Here is a 15,847-nt window from a genome sequence, read left to right as displayed (position 1 = left end):
GTTTATCCCGCTTTTGTCGAGGGCAACAATGGAGGCCTTCCCACACAGGAGCTGGACCCATGCACACACGTCAACTCGGTAAAAATGGTCCCCAGGTGTCCGCCATCGGCCTCGGCTGCATGGGCATGACCGATTTCTACACCACCGGCACCGATACCACCGAAGCCATCGCCACTCTGCACCGCGCCCTGGAACTGGGGATCAACCTGCTGGACACCGCCGACATGTACGGCCCCCATACCAACGAAGAACTGATTGGCAAGGCCATCGCCGGCAAGCGCGACCAGGTGTTCCTCGCCAGCAAGTTCGGCATCGTGCGTGACCCGGCGAACCCGGCACTGCGTGGCGTCAACGGCCGCCCGGAATACATTCGCGAGGCCATCGACGGCACCTTGAAGCGCCTGGGCGTGGAAACCCTGGACCTGTATTACCAGCACCGCATCGACCCCGAAGTGGCGATTGAAGAAACCGTTGGCGCCATGGCCGAATTGGTCAAGCAAGGCAAGGTGCGTTACCTGGGCTTGAGTGAAGCGTCGGCGGCTACCCTGGAGCGCGCTCACAAGGTGCATCCCATCAGCGCCCTGCAAAGCGAATATTCGTTATGGAGCCGCGATCAGGAAGACAACGGTTGCCTCGCGGCCTGCCAACGCCTGGGAATCGCGTTTGTGCCCTACAGCCCACTGGGCCGCGGCTTCCTGACCGGCGCGCTGAAAAGCCCGGATGATTTTGCGGCGGATGATTACCGCCGCTTCAGCCCGCGTTTCCAGGGCGAGAACTTTGCGAAGAACCTGCTGCTGGTGAAACAGGTACAAGCCCTGGCCGCCGACAAGGGCGTGACCGCCGGGCAACTGGCGTTGGCCTGGGTGCTGGCGCAAGGGGATTACCTGATCCCGATCCCGGGGACCAAGCAACGCAAATACCTGGAAGAGAACGTCGCGGCACTGGAGGTCAAGCTCAGCCCGACCGAGCTGGCGGCGCTAGAGGCCATCTTCCCGGCCAACGCCACAGCCGGGCTGCGCTACCCGGAAGCGGTCATGCAGATGCTGGACAAATAATCCTGCCACGCCGGATCGGGGCTGGCTCGCCAGCTCCGCGCCTTGAATCCCTGCCCTGGGTTTTCTTGCACGATAGTGCCTCAAGCTCGCCCGTCCCAAGCCGATAGCCCTTCGAAGCTCTAACAAAGCCGCGTCGCACAATAAACGCTTCGTAAGGACGACCCCATGCCCTCATTGCGCTCTATCCAAGCCCGCTACACCCTGTTCCTGGTGCTGTTCGTCCTGTTGTTATTCGTCTTGACGGTGGTGGGCATCGGGCAGTTGGTGGCCCCCAAGCTGCGCCACACCGAAGAACAGGTGGCCCTCAATCGCATTGCCGAAGTGGCCGAGCAGATCCAGGGCGAACTGAACAAGGTTCAGGCCCAGCAACGCAGCATCACCCAAACCATCCCGCTGCTGGACAGCGACGCCATCGACAAGGTGCTACCAGGCCTGGTGGACCAGTACGGCGAATTGAAAGTGTTCGGCGGCGGCATCTGGCCCCTGCCCAACCAACGCACCCCGGGACGCAACAAGCACAGCACCTTCTGGCACCGCGATGCCTCGGGCAAGCTGGCGGTGAACACCTTCTGGAACAGCGACGCGGCCCCCAACTACTACGACCAGAGCTGGTACAAGGGCGGCCTCGCTTCGCCCCGCGGCCAGTGCGCCTGGGCGGCGGCCTACAAGGATGACGCCAGCCAGGAACCGCGTACCAACTGCGCGATGGCGATCCAGCGTGACGGCGCAGCCTATGGCGTCGCCACCATCGACGTGACCCTGGGCTTCTTCAACGACCTGGTGGCCAGCAAGGAAAAAGACCTCGGCGGGCAAATGCTGATCGTCGAAGGCGACGGCAAGATCATCAGCAACAGCACGCGCATCAGCGGCCCCGTGGTGTTGAAGAACATCAGCGAATTGGTCGGCACCTCGGCCTTTGCCGCCCAGGTCAGCGCCGGCCTGGCCCATCGTGATCAAACCCTGCAACGCAGCGAGTTCGACAACCAGGGCGTGGCCAGCACGTTCTTCATGCGCCCGATCGAAGGCACCCCGTGGTTCCTCGCCACTGCGCTGCCGACCTCGCTGATCACCGCCCAACGTGATGACGTGCTGGGCACGTTGGCGATGCTGCAAATCCCGATGATCCTGCTGTTGGTGCTGTTGGCGGTGTACGCCATCCGCCAACTCGTGCACCGGATGAGCGCGCTGAAGACCAATATCGACGCGCTGTCCAACGGTGATGCCGACCTGACCCGGCGCATCACCATCCGCGCCGAGGATGAACTGGGGGCGATTGGCCATTCGGTGAACCGCTTTATCGTCTACCTGCAAAACATGATCGGAGAAGTGACCCTGGCCACCGGCGCCATGTCGTCGAGCCTGGCGCAATTGCAGCAGACGTCGGCCCAGACCAACCAGATCCTGGTGCGCCATGCCTCGGAAACCGACCAGACCGTCACGGCCATCACCGAGATGAGTTCCACCGCCGACACCGTGGCCGAGAACGCCGCCGAAACGGCTGCGTTCACCCAGCGCGCCAATGAGCACGCCGACCGTTCGCGGGTGGTGGTCGGCGAAGCTTCCCGCAGCGTCAGCGCGTTGATCGGCGAGGTCTCCAGCGCCACCCACACCGTGGAAAACATGCGCCAGGATGCCGCCCGCATCACCGAAACCCTCGGCGTGATCGGCGCCATCGCCGGCCAGACCAACCTGCTGGCACTCAACGCGGCCATCGAAGCCGCCCGGGCCGGCGAACAAGGCCGGGGTTTTGCGGTGGTGGCCGACGAAGTCCGCGCCCTCGCCGCCCGCACCCAGGCCAGCACCTCGCAGATCAATGAGATGCTGGCGCGCCTGACCACGGGCGTGAGTTCCTCGGTGACGGCCATGGAAGCCACCCAGGCCAGCTGCCAGTCTGCGGCTGACGCCACGGCCCGGGTGAACACCGGATTGGACGAGATGGCCGGCTCCGTCAGCCATATCAACAACCTCAGCACCCAGATCGCCACCGCCGCCGAACAGCAAAGCGCGGTGACCGAGGAAATCAACCGCAGCATGGTGCACATCCGCCACATGGTCGAAGAGCTGGTGCAAAGCGGCCACGCCACGGAGCACAACACCCAGAGCCTGCTGGATGCCAATGGCCGGGTTATTGCATTGATGGGTCGCTTCAAGGTGCGTTGAAAAAATAGCCTGAAAGCTCCCGTGCAATGCGCGGGAGCCGGACTATTCTGACAGTTCGCTCCGCCACACAGGAGGTGTGTCATGCACGCAGTTGAGCACCCGATCCGTCTGGAGCGGATCAGTCAGGAACGCTATATACAAGCCTCTATCGACGATGTTTACGACTACGTTACCCAACCGGATCGCTGGCATGAATGGCATCCGACATCCCTGGGCGCCGACACCGGTATTGCCGGCTCATTGCCTGCCGGTCATCGTTTCACTGAAACCATCGACCTGCTGGGTGTGCGGGTTCCCATGAGCTATCGCGTGCAGATTGCGCAGCGACCGCGGGAGTTCAAGACCGCGTTCACCTCATTGGCGGTCGATGGCTGTATTCATTATCTGCTGCAAGTACAGGGCAACGGCACGCTGTTCAAGCGCATCCTGACCTATGAAACCGAACTGCAACTGACCACCCTGCATGAGCGCATGATCGCACTGTCCAACCAGGCCCTTGACCAGCTCAAGCAGCGCCTGGAATCCCCGCCAGCCTGACAAAACCGTCATATCCCTCTCAGTTTTCCGACAGCACCAGGCGGTTATTCTGGTGCTGTCGGTTTTTCGTAAAACCTCGTAACACTCCCGGGAAACCCTTTTCCAAAAAGCAGGGAGAATGCCCCGCTGTTGCCCTTTATCCGACGAGATGACGATGAAAACCACCCTGCGACTGGCCGCACTGTCGGCCCTGCTCATGAGCACCCTGGCCCAGGCTGCCGAGCTGATCCCGATTGACGTGCACCGTGATGCCAACTGCGGTTGCTGCAAAAAGTGGATTGCCCACCTGGAAAGCAACGGGTTCAAGGTCAACGACCATGTGGAAAGCAACATGAGCGAGGTCAAGCAGCGCCTGGGCGTGGCGCCGCGCCTGGCGTCTTGCCATACCGGCGTGATCGACGGCAAGTTCGTCGAAGGCCATGTGCCAGCCGACCAGGTCTTGGCCCTGCGCAAGCGCGACGACTTGCTGGGCATTGCTGCGCCAGGCATGCCCATGGGCTCGCCTGGCATGGAGATGGACGGCAGCAGCGATGCCTATCAGGTCATCGGCCTGACTCGCGATGGCAAAGACGTGGTAGTGGCTGACTATCCGGCACGCTGATTGATGCTTGCCGGTTACCTGGGACTGTTTTTCGCCGCCTTCGGCGCCGCCACGCTGTTGCCGATGCAATCGGAGGCGGTGCTGGTAGGGCTGATGATCAGCGGGCATTACAGCGTGTGGCTGCTGCTCGGGGTTGCAACGGCCGGCAACGTAGTGGGCTCGGTGGTGAACTGGCTGCTGGGCCGCTCGGTCGAGCGCTTCAAGGATCGACGCTGGTTTCCGGTCAGCCCCAGGCACCTGGAAAAGGCCCGTACTCATTACCAGCGCTGGGGCCATTGGTCGTTGCTGCTCAGTTGGGTGCCGATCATTGGTGACCCGCTGACCCTGGTGGCCGGGGTCATGCGCGAACCGTTCTGGCGGTTCCTGGTGCTGGTGACCCTGGCCAAAGGGGCGCGCTACGGGGTACTGGCCATGCTCACCCTGCACTGGATTTAATCTCCCGTTAATCCCCTCGCCACAGCATCCGGGCACTGTTCCCGGAGCTCTAACCATGTCCAAGATCCGCTCTCTGTGCGTCGCCAGCCTGTTGCTCGGCAGCGCCCTGCCCGCCTTCGCCGCCGAAGAAGGTCCGACCTACGGCCCCGAGCTGCAAGGCTTCCAATACCCGTACCCGGTAGAGCACTTCACCTTCCAGTCCCAGGGCAAATCCCTGCAGATGGGCTACATGGACGTGCCGGCCAAGGGCAAGGCCAACGGGCGCAGCATCGTGCTGATGCACGGCAAGAACTTCTGCGGCGCCACCTGGGATGAATCGATCAAGGCCCTGAGCGACGCCGGCTACCGGGTGATCGCTCCCGACCAGATCGGTTTCTGCACCTCCAGCAAGCCGGACAATTACCAGTACAGCTTCCAGCAACTGGCGATCAACACCCATCAACTCCTGGAAAAACTTGGTATTCAGAAGGCTACCCTGCTCGGCCATTCCACCGGCGGCATGCTTGCCACACGCTACGCCCTGCTCTATCCGCAGCAAACCGAACAACTTGCACTGGTAAACCCTATTGGCCTGGAAGACTGGAAGGCCATCGGCGTGCCCTACCGCAGCGTTGACCAATGGTACGAGCGCGAGTTGAAACTGACCGCCGAAGGCATCCGCAAATACGAGCTCGACACCTACTACGTCGGCCGCTGGAAGCCTGAATACGACCGCTGGGTCGATATGCTCGCCGGCATGAACAAAGGCCCCGGCCACACCCAGGTGGCGTGGAACTCGGCGCTGATTTACGACATGATCTTCACCCAGCCGGTGTACTACGAGTTCAAGGACCTGCAGATGCCCACCCTGCTGCTGATCGGCACTTCCGACAACACCGCCATTGGCAAAGACCTGGCGCCACCGGCGGTCAAGGCGAAGCTCGGCAACTACGCGGTGCTGGGCAAGCAAGTGGCCAAGTTGATTCCCCACGCTACCCTGGTGGAGTTCCCGGGCCTGGGCCATGCACCGCAAATGGAAGAGCCGGCACAGTTTCACAAGGCACTGTTGCAAGGGCTGAACGCCCTTTAATCCAACCTTTTTTCGAGGCATGCGTGAATGTCGGTACAGATCGCAGTGATTGATGATTGGCAGAATGTGGCCAGTGGCGTGGTGGACTGGTCAGTCCTGGCGTCGGTCGGCCAGGTGCACTTCCTCCACGATTACCCGGCGGACACCGCCACGTTGATCGAGCGTTTGCAGGGGTTCGAGGTGATCTGCGTGATGCGCGAACGCACCACCTTCGACCGGGCTCTGTTGCAAGGCTTGCCCAGGCTCAAGTTGCTGGTGACCGGCGGCATGCGCAACGCCGCCATCGACATTCCTGCGGCCAAGGCCCTGGGTATCCAGGTATGCGGCACTGACAGTTACAAGCACGCGGCCCCGGAACTGACCTGGGCACTGATCATGGCGTCTACCCGCAACCTGCTGGCCGAAGCCAATTCCCTGCGCGCCGGGGGTTGGCAAGTGGGCCTGGGCGGCGATTTGTACGGCAAGACCCTGGGGATTCTCGGACTGGGCAGCATTGGCCAGAAGGTCGCCAAATTTGGCCAGGCTTTCGGCATGCGCGTAATTGCCTGGAGCGAAAACCTTACCCCAGAGCGCGCTGCCGAAAGCGGCGTGACCTGGGTCAGCAAGCGCGAGTTGTTTGAACAGGCAGACGTGTTGTCGATTCACCTGGTGCTCAGCGACCGCAGCCGCGGGCTGGTGGACGCCGAAGCGTTGGGCTGGATGAAACCTACAGCGCATCTGGTGAACACGGCACGCGGGCCGATTGTCGATGAGGCCGCCTTGATTGACGCCCTGGCCAATGGCCGGCTGGCGGGCGCGGCACTGGACGTGTACGCCCAGGAGCCGCTGCCAGCCGGGCATCCATTCCGCCAGTTGCCCAACGTATTAGCCACCCCTCATGTGGGGTACGTCAGCGAGCAGAACTACCGCCAGTTCTACCAGCAAATGATCGAAGACATCCAGGCCTGGGCCAAAGGAGTGCCCCTTCGCGCACTAAGCTAGTGCACACATTTCACCTCCCACTCCCCCCCGTAGCAGCTGTCGAGCCTCAGCGAGGCTGCGTCGGGCGCACTGCCGATCCTGAACCGGAGCGCGCTCGACAGCTGCTACCGGGCTCATGAAAAAAATTTGTCCTACAAAAATACCCCACAGACCCCACAGGCTCTGGGATCTGTCCTAGACTCATGACCGATGGGTCCGATCCAAAACAAAAACCCCGCAAAAAATCGAAACTTTCCAACTCTGCCACAGGTCAGGTTTAAGGTAAGGCGAGTGCTGACGGTTCATACCGAACGCCCGTCCATCCACTCTATTTAAGACTCCAGCACAACTGGCATAAGGCTTGCCAGTCTGTGTAGCGCTTGTGCGCCTGGCCGCAGGACGCGGTCAACCTTCGCTGATTGCCATATGCCATCAGCCGACCAGAACTCGGGAGAGAACTATGATCAGTGCCGCTGTAGATACTCAGGGAGAGCGTTTTAGTCAGCCGGTTGGCGGGCCGACCTCATTGGCCGACCTTCCCAACACGGTGCGGCCGGTCCCACGTGTGAATCCCAATCGCAAAAAAGTGCTGTTTGTCACTTCCGAACTGGCCGACCTGGTGAAAACCGGCGGCCTGGGCGACGTTTCCGCCGCCCTGCCCCGCGCCATGGCGCACCTGCACGATGTGCGCGTGCTGATCCCCGGCTACCCGCAGGTGCTGGACAGCGACAACCCGATTCATATCATCGGTGAGCTGGGGGGCCACGCCGCGCTGCCACCGTGCAAGATCGGGCGCATGGACCTCAAGGACGGCCTGGTTATCTACGTGCTGATCTGCCCCGAGCTTTACGAGCGCGAAGGTACGCCCTACGGCGCCAACAACGGCCGCGACTGGCCCGACAACCATATCCGCTTCGCCCGCCTGGGCCTGGCCGCCGCCGATATTGCCGCCAACCTGGCGCAGATCCACTGGTGCCCGGACCTGGTGCACGCCCATGACTGGCCCGCCGGCCTGGCGCCAGCCTATATGCACTGGCGTGGGTCACGCACTCCAACGCTGTTCACCATTCATAACCTCGCCTACCAGGGCGTGGTCAGCCTCGCCTCGTGCCCGGAGCTGGGTATTCCAGAACACGCCTTGCAGCAAGAAGGCATGGAGTTCTACGGCAAGCTGTCATTCCTGAAAGCCGGCATGGCGTATTCCAGCCATATCACCACGGTCAGCGCCACCTACGCCCAGGAAATCACCACCCCCGAATTTGGCTGCGGTCTGGATGGCTTCCTCGCCAGTAAGACCCAGCAAGGCCTGCTCAGCGGCATTCCCAACGGCATTGATGAAAGCTGGGAATCGTCCACCGACCCGCACCTGACTCACCCCTTCAACATCGGTGACTGGGAAGGCAAGGCACAGAACGCCGCCCATGTACGCAACCTGTTCGGTCTGGATGACTCCACCGGCCCGCTGTTCGCCGTGGTATCGCGCCTGGTCTACCAGAAAGGCCTGGACCTGACCGAAGCGGTCTCCAGTTTTATCGTCGAAAACGGCGGCCAGATCGCGATCATCGGTCGTGGCGAGCCGGAAGAAGAGCAAGCCATGCGTGCACTGGCCCTGCGCTTTCCCGGCCAGATCGGCGTGCGCATCGGCTTCAACGAGACCGACGCCCGGCGCATGTTTGCCGGCAGCGACTTCCTGTTGATGCCATCCCGTTACGAACCCTGCGGCCTGAGCCAGATGTATGCCCAGCGCTTCGGCTCGTTGCCGGTCGCTCGCAACACCGGCGGCCTGGCCGACACCATCGAGGATGGCGTCACCGGCTTCCTGTTTAACGAATCCACTGTCGAAAGCTACAAAGCGGCCCTGAGCCGCGCGTTCAAGGTTTTCGCCTTCCCAGGCTTGCTCAACGCCATGCGTTGCCGGGCCATGGCCGCACCGTTCAACTGGTGCCAGGCAGTGGAACCCTATGCCGAACTTTATGAGCAACTGGTAGCGAAAGCGCTGGGAAGATCGGGGAAACAGTAAAAAAGAGGTCTTCATAGATGCCGTCACGGACTCTGGAAACCTGGCCCCACGGCGCGATCATGCTGGATGCGGAACACACCCGCTTCGCGTTATGGGCGCCAGACGCGTTTTATGTCAGCGTTGAATTTGAGGAAGGAAAATCGGTAGCGATGCTGCCCCAGGCCGATGGCTGGTTTGTGGTGCAGCTGCAATGCCCGCCGGGCACCCGCTACCGCTACAACATCGACGGCGAACAGGACGTTCCCGACCCGGCTTCCCGGGCACAGGCCACGGACGTTCACGGCTTCAGCTTGGTGGTCGACCCCCTGGCCTATCAGTGGCGCCAAAGCCACTGGCAAGGCCGGCCGTGGCACGAAGCGGTGATCTACGAGATACACGTGGGCGTACTGGGGGGCTACGCCGAGGTCGAGAAACAACTGCCGCGCCTCGCCGAACTGGGGGTCACCGCCATTGAGCTGATGCCCATCGCGCAGTTCCCCGGCGAACGCAACTGGGGTTACGACGGTGTCCTGCCCTACGCTCCCCAATCCTCCTATGGTTCGCCCGAGCAGCTCAAACAGCTGATCGACAGTGCGCACCACTATGGCCTCGCGGTAATCCTCGATGTGGTCTACAACCACTTCGGCCCCGACGGCAACTACCTCGGCACCTACGCCAAGGGTTTCTTTCGCGAAGACGTGCACACGCCCTGGGGCGCGGGCATCGACTTTGATCGCCGGGAGGTCCGGGATTTCTTCATCGACAACGCCCTGATGTGGCTGCTGGAATACCGCTTCGACGGCCTACGCCTGGACGCCGTGCACGCCATCAACGATCCCGAATTTCTGCAGGAGCTGGCGCAAAAAGTACGCCAGCAAGTCGACACGGGGCGGCATGTGTGGCTGGTGCTGGAAAACGAATTCAACCAGGCCAGCCTGCTGGAAAGCGGTTTCGACGCCCAGTGGAACGATGACGGCCACAACGCCCTGCACGTGCTGCTCACCGGCGAAACCGACGCCTACTACAGCGATTTCGCCCAGGACCCCACGGGAAAACTGGCGCGCTGCCTGAGCGAAGGGTTTATCTACCAGGGCCACACCACGCGCCACGGCCACACGCGCGGCGAGCCCAGCGGGCACCTGCCGCCCAGCGCCTTTGTGCTGTTCCTGCAGAACCACGACCAGATCGGCAACCGCGCCCTGGGCGAACGCCTGCATCAACTGTGTTCGCCCCAGGCCCTGAGCGCCGCGACGACCTTGCTGCTGATGTCGCCGATGATCCCGCTGATGTTCATGGGCGATGAAGTCAACGCCGAGGAGCCGTTCCTGTTCTTCACCGACCATCACGGCGAACTGGCCGAGGCGGTACGTGAAGGCCGGCGCAATGAGTTTGCCGACTTCGCCGCGTTCAGCGACCCCGAACGCCGCGAACGCATTCCCGACCCCAACTCCCTGCAGACCTTCCGCCGCTCGGCACCCGCCCTCGCCGACTGCGGCGACTCGCAGCTCTACCGGCACCTGTTGAGCCTGCGCCACCAACATATCGTGCCGCACCTGCCCGGCAGCATGGCCCTGGGTGCGCACGTGCTGGCGCAGGGCGCGGTCACGGCGCGCTGGCGCCTGGGCAATGGCAGCCTGTTGCAGATCGACCTCAACCTGAGCGCCGATTCTCTGAACTACCCGGCTGCCGAGCACCTCCTATTTGTGACGCAGGCCAGCGGGGCCGAACAATTGGCTCCCCTCAGCGCCCGCGTCAGCCTCACCCATTCCCCTGTTGGAGAGCACCCTTGAGCGACGCGCAATTGGAAATACTCGCCAGCCGAGCGGGCCTGGCCGTCGATTGGATCGACGCGAATGGCCGCCCGCAACATGTAAAGCCCGACGCCCTGCGCGCCGTGCTCAAAGGCCTGGGCCACCCGGCCGACAGCGACGCCGAGATCGAAGCCAGCCTGCTGGACCTCGAACGCGTGCAACAAGACAAGCACCTGCCGCCCCTGATGACCGTCGACAGCGGCGCCGGCCTGGACCTGGCGCGCTACTTCGCCCCCGGTACGCCGTGCCAGATTCACCTCGAAGATTCCAGCGTGCTGGACCTGAGCCTGGACGATAACGCGGTGTTGCCCGGCTCGATTCCGGTCGGCTACCAACAAGTGCATATTGCCGACCAGCATTTCACCCTGGCCGTGGCACCGACGCATTGCTACACCGTTGCAGAAGCGGTCGACACCCAGACCGCCCGCGCCTGGGGCCTGAGCGCCCAGCTGTATTCCCTGCGCCGCAGCGGCGACGGCGGCTTTGGCGATACCCAGGCCCTGGAACAACTGGCCCGCGCCGCCGCCGAACGCGGCGCCGACGCCCTGGCCATCAGCCCGATGCACGCGATGTTCAGCGCCGACACCGAGCGCTTCAGCCCCTATTCCCCGTCCAGCCGCCTGTTCCTCAACAGTTTGTACGCGTCCCCCGGCTGCATACTCGGCGAACGTGCCGTGCAAAGTGCCATCGAAGCCAGCGGGCTGGCCGACGAATTGTATGACCTTGAGCAACAAAGCCTGATCGACTGGCCGGCCGCGGCCAAAGCCAAGCAGCGCCTGTTGCGCACCCTGTATGACGACTTCCGCCAGGGCGACCACCCGCAACATGCCGACTTCCTGAGCTTCCGCCAGGCTGGCGGTGAAGCCCTGGAAAACCACTGCCGCTTCGAAGCCGTACAAGCCGAACGCGCGGCCAACGGCGAGAGCCTCGACTGGCGCCACTGGCCAGAGGACTGGCACAGCCCGCAAAGCCCGGCCCTGGTGCAATTTGCCGAAGCCAATCGGGACGAAATCGGCTTTTACGCCTTCAGCCAATGGCTGATTGCCCGGTGCCTGGAACGCGCGCAACAAGCGGCGCGTGGCAGCGGCATGGGTGTCGGCCTGATCGCCGACCTCGCAGTGGGCGCCGACGGCGGCGGCAGCCAGGCCTGGAGCCGCCAGGATGAACTGTTGGCGGAACTGACCGTGGGTGCGCCACCTGACATCCTCAACCGTGCCGGCCAGGGCTGGGGTATCTCCGCGTTTTCCCCCGAAGGCCTCAAGCGCAACGGCTTTCGCGCGTTTATCGAAATGCTGCGGGCCAACTTCGCCCACGCCGGCGGCTTGCGCATCGACCATGTGATGGGCCTGCAACGCCTGTGGGTGATCCCGATGGACGCCTCGCCACGGGACGGCGCCTATCTGTATTACCCGGTGGATGACCTGCTGCGGCTGTTGGCCCTGGAGTCGAGCCGCCACCAGGCGATCGTCCTCGGTGAAGACCTCGGCACCGTACCCGACGGCCTGCGGGAAAAACTCATCGCGCGCTCAATCCTTGGGATGCGCGTGCTGCTGTTCGAACAAGACCACGACGGCCAGTTCAAGCCGATCCTCGATTGGCCGGACAACGCGCTGGCCACCACCAGCACCCACGACCTGCCGACCCTCAACGGTTGGTGGCATAGCCGCGATATCGACTGGAATGTCCAGCTGGGCCTGATCGATGCACCCACCGTCGAGCAATGGAGCGAACACCGCCTGCGGGAACGCCAGGCGCTGCGCCAGGCCTTGAGCCAGGACCCGCAGAACTTCATCGACGAAGTGCGCAACGAAACCGACCACGTCATCGACGCCAGCGTGCGCTACCTGGGCCACACCCGCGCACCCTTGGTATTGCTGCCGCTGGAGGACGCCCTGGGGGTCGAGGAACAATCCAACCTGCCCGGCACCACCGACACCCACCCGAACTGGCGCCGCCGCCTGCCGGGCGATGCCGCCACCCTGCTCGATGATGACAATGCCGCCCGCCGCCTTGAGCTGCTGGCCGTGGCGCGCATCCAGGCCCAAGAGCGTGACCGATGAAAGCATTGACGCTTCGGGCTACCCAGCGCCTGCAATTTCATAAGGGCTTCACCCTCGACGACGCCGTGCCGCTGGTGCCGTACTTCGCCGAACTGGGCATCAGCCACCTCTACGCCTCGCCATTGCTGAGCGCCCGCGCCGGTTCGATGCACGGCTATGACGTGGTCGATCCCACCACCGTCAATCCCGAGCTGGGCGGCGAACCGGCGCTGCGGCGATTGGTTGCGGCGTTGCGCGAACATGACATGGGGCTGATCCTCGATATCGTGTCCAACCACATGGCCGTCGGCGGTGCCGATAATCTGTGGTGGCTGGACTTGCTGGAATGGGGTCGCCTGAGTCCCTATAGCGAATTCTTCGACATTCAATGGCACTCGCCAGACCCGCTGCTCAAGGGCCAACTGCTGATGCCGTTCCTTGGCAGCGACTACGGCGAAGCCCTGCAATCGGGTGCCCTGCCGCTGCGCTTCGACCCGCAGCACGGCAGCTTCTACGTCGAGCATTACGAACATCGCTTCCCGATCTGCCCGCGGGAATATGGCGAGCTGGTGCCCGTCAAGTCACTGGCCGATCGCTTCAGCAGCCTGGCCTACCAGCCGGACGCCTATCCCCAGGCCGCCGCGCTGAAACAGGAACTGATCGAGGCCGCCCGCGACCCCGAAACCCTGAAGGCCATCGAAGCGAACCTCGACCTCTACGACGCCCGCCAGCCCGAAGGTTTCGCCCGCCTGCACCACCTGCTGGAGCAACAAAGCTATCGCCTGGCCAGCTGGCGCACGGCGGCGGACGATATCAACTGGCGGCGGTTCTTCGACGTCAACGAGCTGGGTGGCCTGCGGGTCGAACGCAGCGCGGTGTTCGAAGCGACCCACGGCAAGATCTTCCAGCTGATCAGCGAAGGCCTGATCGACGGCCTGCGCATCGACCACATCGACGGCCTCGCCGACCCACGCGGTTACTGCCGCAAGCTGCGCCGCCGGGTGGACTCGCTGGCGAGTGGGCGGCACTTGCCGATCTTCGTCGAGAAGATCCTCGGCGAAGGCGAAACCTTGCGTGAAGACTGGCGCGTGGACGGCACCACCGGCTACGAATTCATGAACCAGCTGTCATTGCTGCAACATGACCCGAAGGGCTTCGAACCCCTGGCCGAGTTATGGACCCGCCACACCGAACGCCCGTCTTCATTTATCGAAGAAGCCTGGCTGGCCCGGCAGCAGATCCTCAACGGTTCCCTGGCCGGGGATTTTGAAAGTGTGGCCCAGGCCCTGCTGCAAGTGGCCCGGGACGATGTGATGAGCCGCGACCTGACCCTGGGTGCAATTCGCCGCGCGTTGCAGGAACTGATCGTGCATTTCCCGGTGTACCGCACCTACATCAGCGCCCGGGGCCGCAGCGAACTGGATGACGTGTTTTTCCTGCAAGCCCTGGCCGGTGCCCGCAGCACCTTGAGCGAAGGCGACTGGCCGGTGCTCGACTACCTGGAAAAATGGCTCGGCGGCCAACCCTGGCGCGACCGCCCCCTGGGCCGCAAACGCAAGATGCTCAAGCACGCCTGCGTACGCTTCCAGCAACTGACCTCGCCGGCGGCGGCCAAGGCCGTGGAAGACACTGCGTTCTACCGCTCGGGTGTGTTGTTGTCGCGCAATGACGTGGGTTTCAGCACCGAACAATTCAGCGCCCCGCTGGAAGACTTCCACGCGGTCAACCAGCAACGACTGCGCACCTTCCCCGACAACCTGCTGGCCACCGCCACCCACGACCACAAGCGCGGCGAAGATACCCGTGCGCGCCTGGCGGTGCTCAGCGAGGCCGCCGACTGGTATGCCGAGCAGGTGGAGCAATGGCGCCCCCTCGCCGCCCGCCTGCGCAGCGATGCCAACACGCCGTCCGCGGGTGACGAACTGATCCTCTATCAGGTGCTGCTGGGCAGTTGGCCGCTGGACCTGCACCGCGACGATACCGAGGGCCTGGCGGACTATCACCAGCGCCTGTGGCAGTGGCAGCAAAAAGCCCTGCGTGAAGCCAAGCTCAACAGCAGCTGGAGCGCCCCCAACGAGTTGTACGAGCAAGGTGTCGAAGCGTTCCTGTCACGGCTGCTGCTGGAGGACGCCGGCAAGACCCTGCGCGATGCCATCGGCGAGGCCGCCCAGGCCATCGCCCCGGCCGGCGCGCTCAACGGGCTGGCGCAATCCTTGCTTCGCCTCACCGTGCCGGGCGTGCCGGACCTGTACCAGGGCGATGAGTTCTGGGACTTCACATTGGTAGACCCCGACAACCGCCGCCCGGTGGACTACCCCGCACGGCAACAGGGGCTGCACACGCCGCCGGACATCGGCGAGCTGATGTTCAACTGGCATGACGGGCGTATAAAACAGGCGTTGATCAGCCTGGTCCTGGGGTTGCGCAAGGCGCATCCGCAACTGTTTCGCCAGGGCACGTACGAGCCTCTGGAAGTGGTGGGCGAACACGCCGAGCGGGTGGTCGCTTTCTACCGCGAATACCAGGGCAAACAGCTGCTGGTGGTGGTGCCACGCTGGCCTCACCGGCTGCTTGAAAACGGTGTGTATCCCCTGATCAACGCGCAGATTTGGGGCGATACCCGGGTCCGATTACCGTTCGCCGCTCCAACACAAAATTGGAAGGGACTTTTCCGAACAGGCGCAGTCACACCAAACAAGGAGCTCATGATCAGCGCTGCCCTGGGGGATTTCCCGGTCAATGTCTTTATCAATCCTGATGATCAAGAAAGCTGAAATTTTCTGTGAGGAGCATTGCGATGAGTACTGAAGACAAACGCATCCGCGAACTGGCACATCAGATCTGGGAATCTGAAGGTAAACCCCATGGCGAGGACGCACGACACTGGGAAATGGCGCGCAAACTGGCGGAAGCCGAAGCGCTGACGCCATCCAAGGCACCGAAGGCCGCCGCCAAGGCCAAGCCAAAAGCCAAGCCCGCAGCGGCAGCGCCGAAACCGGCAGCCAAGCCGAGCGCAGTGCCGGCGGCGAAGAAGCCTGCTGCGAAGAAGCCCAAGGCCCCCTGACCCAAAGATCCTCCTGCAGGTGCGCCCGCACCGCAGGAGGCTATCCAACTACCGATATCTACCCGGCATCACGCCGGAATGGCCCCGTTCGGCCCGGAAAAACCCTTTTGCAGGAGC

General features: G+C 63.1%; 12 protein-coding genes. All 12 read left to right on the top strand.

Going from position 1 to position 15,847, the window contains the following annotated elements:
* Positions 1-59: 59 nt before the first annotated feature.
* The 12 genes from V6607_RS15125 to V6607_RS15070 all read left to right on the top strand — a co-directional run bounded on the left by V6607_RS15125 (position 60) and on the right by V6607_RS15070 (position 15,730).
* A complete protein-coding gene (locus tag V6607_RS15125; RefSeq protein WP_102605556.1) occupies positions 60-1,055 on the top strand; it encodes an aldo/keto reductase in 996 nt (331 codons plus the stop codon).
* Positions 1,056-1,220: 165 nt separating this feature from the next.
* The gene (locus V6607_RS15120) at positions 1,221-3,215 is read left to right on the top strand and encodes a methyl-accepting chemotaxis protein (protein ID WP_134326435.1); all 1,995 of its coding nucleotides are present in this window, start codon (positions 1,221-1,223) and stop codon (positions 3,213-3,215) included.
* Between the two features lie 81 nt (positions 3,216-3,296).
* Positions 3,297-3,752, top strand: a complete 456-nt coding sequence (locus V6607_RS15115; RefSeq protein ID WP_003207553.1) for an SRPBCC family protein — start codon at positions 3,297-3,299, stop codon at positions 3,750-3,752.
* 154 nt (positions 3,753-3,906) lie between these two features.
* Positions 3,907-4,353, top strand: coding sequence for a DUF411 domain-containing protein (locus tag V6607_RS15110; RefSeq protein ID WP_003207550.1), 447 nt, complete (start codon positions 3,907-3,909; stop codon positions 4,351-4,353).
* Between the two features lie 3 nt (positions 4,354-4,356).
* On the top strand, positions 4,357-4,788 hold the full coding sequence (locus tag V6607_RS15105) for a YqaA family protein (RefSeq protein ID WP_134326434.1): 432 nt from the start codon (positions 4,357-4,359) through the stop codon (positions 4,786-4,788).
* Between the two features lie 55 nt (positions 4,789-4,843).
* Positions 4,844-5,857, top strand: a complete 1,014-nt coding sequence (locus tag V6607_RS15100; RefSeq protein ID WP_087692370.1) for an alpha/beta hydrolase — start codon at positions 4,844-4,846, stop codon at positions 5,855-5,857.
* A gap of 27 nt (positions 5,858-5,884) precedes the next feature.
* Entirely contained in the window at positions 5,885-6,838 is a 954-nt protein-coding gene (locus tag V6607_RS15095) for a D-2-hydroxyacid dehydrogenase family protein (RefSeq protein WP_134326433.1), read from the top strand.
* A 439-nt stretch (positions 6,839-7,277) separates the two neighbouring features.
* Complete coding sequence (glgA, locus tag V6607_RS15090; protein WP_102605558.1) at positions 7,278-8,837, top strand: glycogen synthase GlgA; 1,560 nt, start codon at positions 7,278-7,280, stop codon at positions 8,835-8,837.
* A 17-nt stretch (positions 8,838-8,854) separates the two neighbouring features.
* Complete coding sequence (gene treZ, locus V6607_RS15085; protein WP_338743961.1) at positions 8,855-10,606, top strand: malto-oligosyltrehalose trehalohydrolase; 1,752 nt, start codon at positions 8,855-8,857, stop codon at positions 10,604-10,606.
* A complete protein-coding gene (malQ, locus tag V6607_RS15080) occupies positions 10,603-12,687 on the top strand; it encodes a 4-alpha-glucanotransferase (protein WP_134326431.1) in 2,085 nt (694 codons plus the stop codon). Before treZ ends, malQ begins: the two co-directional genes overlap by 4 nt.
* On the top strand, positions 12,684-15,440 hold the full coding sequence (locus V6607_RS15075; protein WP_134326430.1) for a malto-oligosyltrehalose synthase: 2,757 nt from the start codon (positions 12,684-12,686) through the stop codon (positions 15,438-15,440). Before malQ ends, V6607_RS15075 begins: the two co-directional genes overlap by 4 nt.
* Positions 15,441-15,463: 23 nt before the next feature.
* Positions 15,464-15,730 carry a DUF2934 domain-containing protein gene (locus V6607_RS15070; RefSeq protein WP_003207537.1) on the top strand — a complete coding sequence of 89 codons (267 nt, stop codon included), beginning with the start codon at positions 15,464-15,466 and terminating at the stop codon, positions 15,728-15,730.
* Positions 15,731-15,847 lie beyond the last annotated feature (117 nt).

Origin of the sequence: Pseudomonas sp. KK18 (genome assembly GCF_037094675.1) — a bacterium.
Classification (GTDB): Bacteria; Pseudomonadota; Gammaproteobacteria; order Pseudomonadales; family Pseudomonadaceae; genus Aquipseudomonas.
This window is presented reverse-complemented; position numbering and strand designations above follow the sequence as displayed.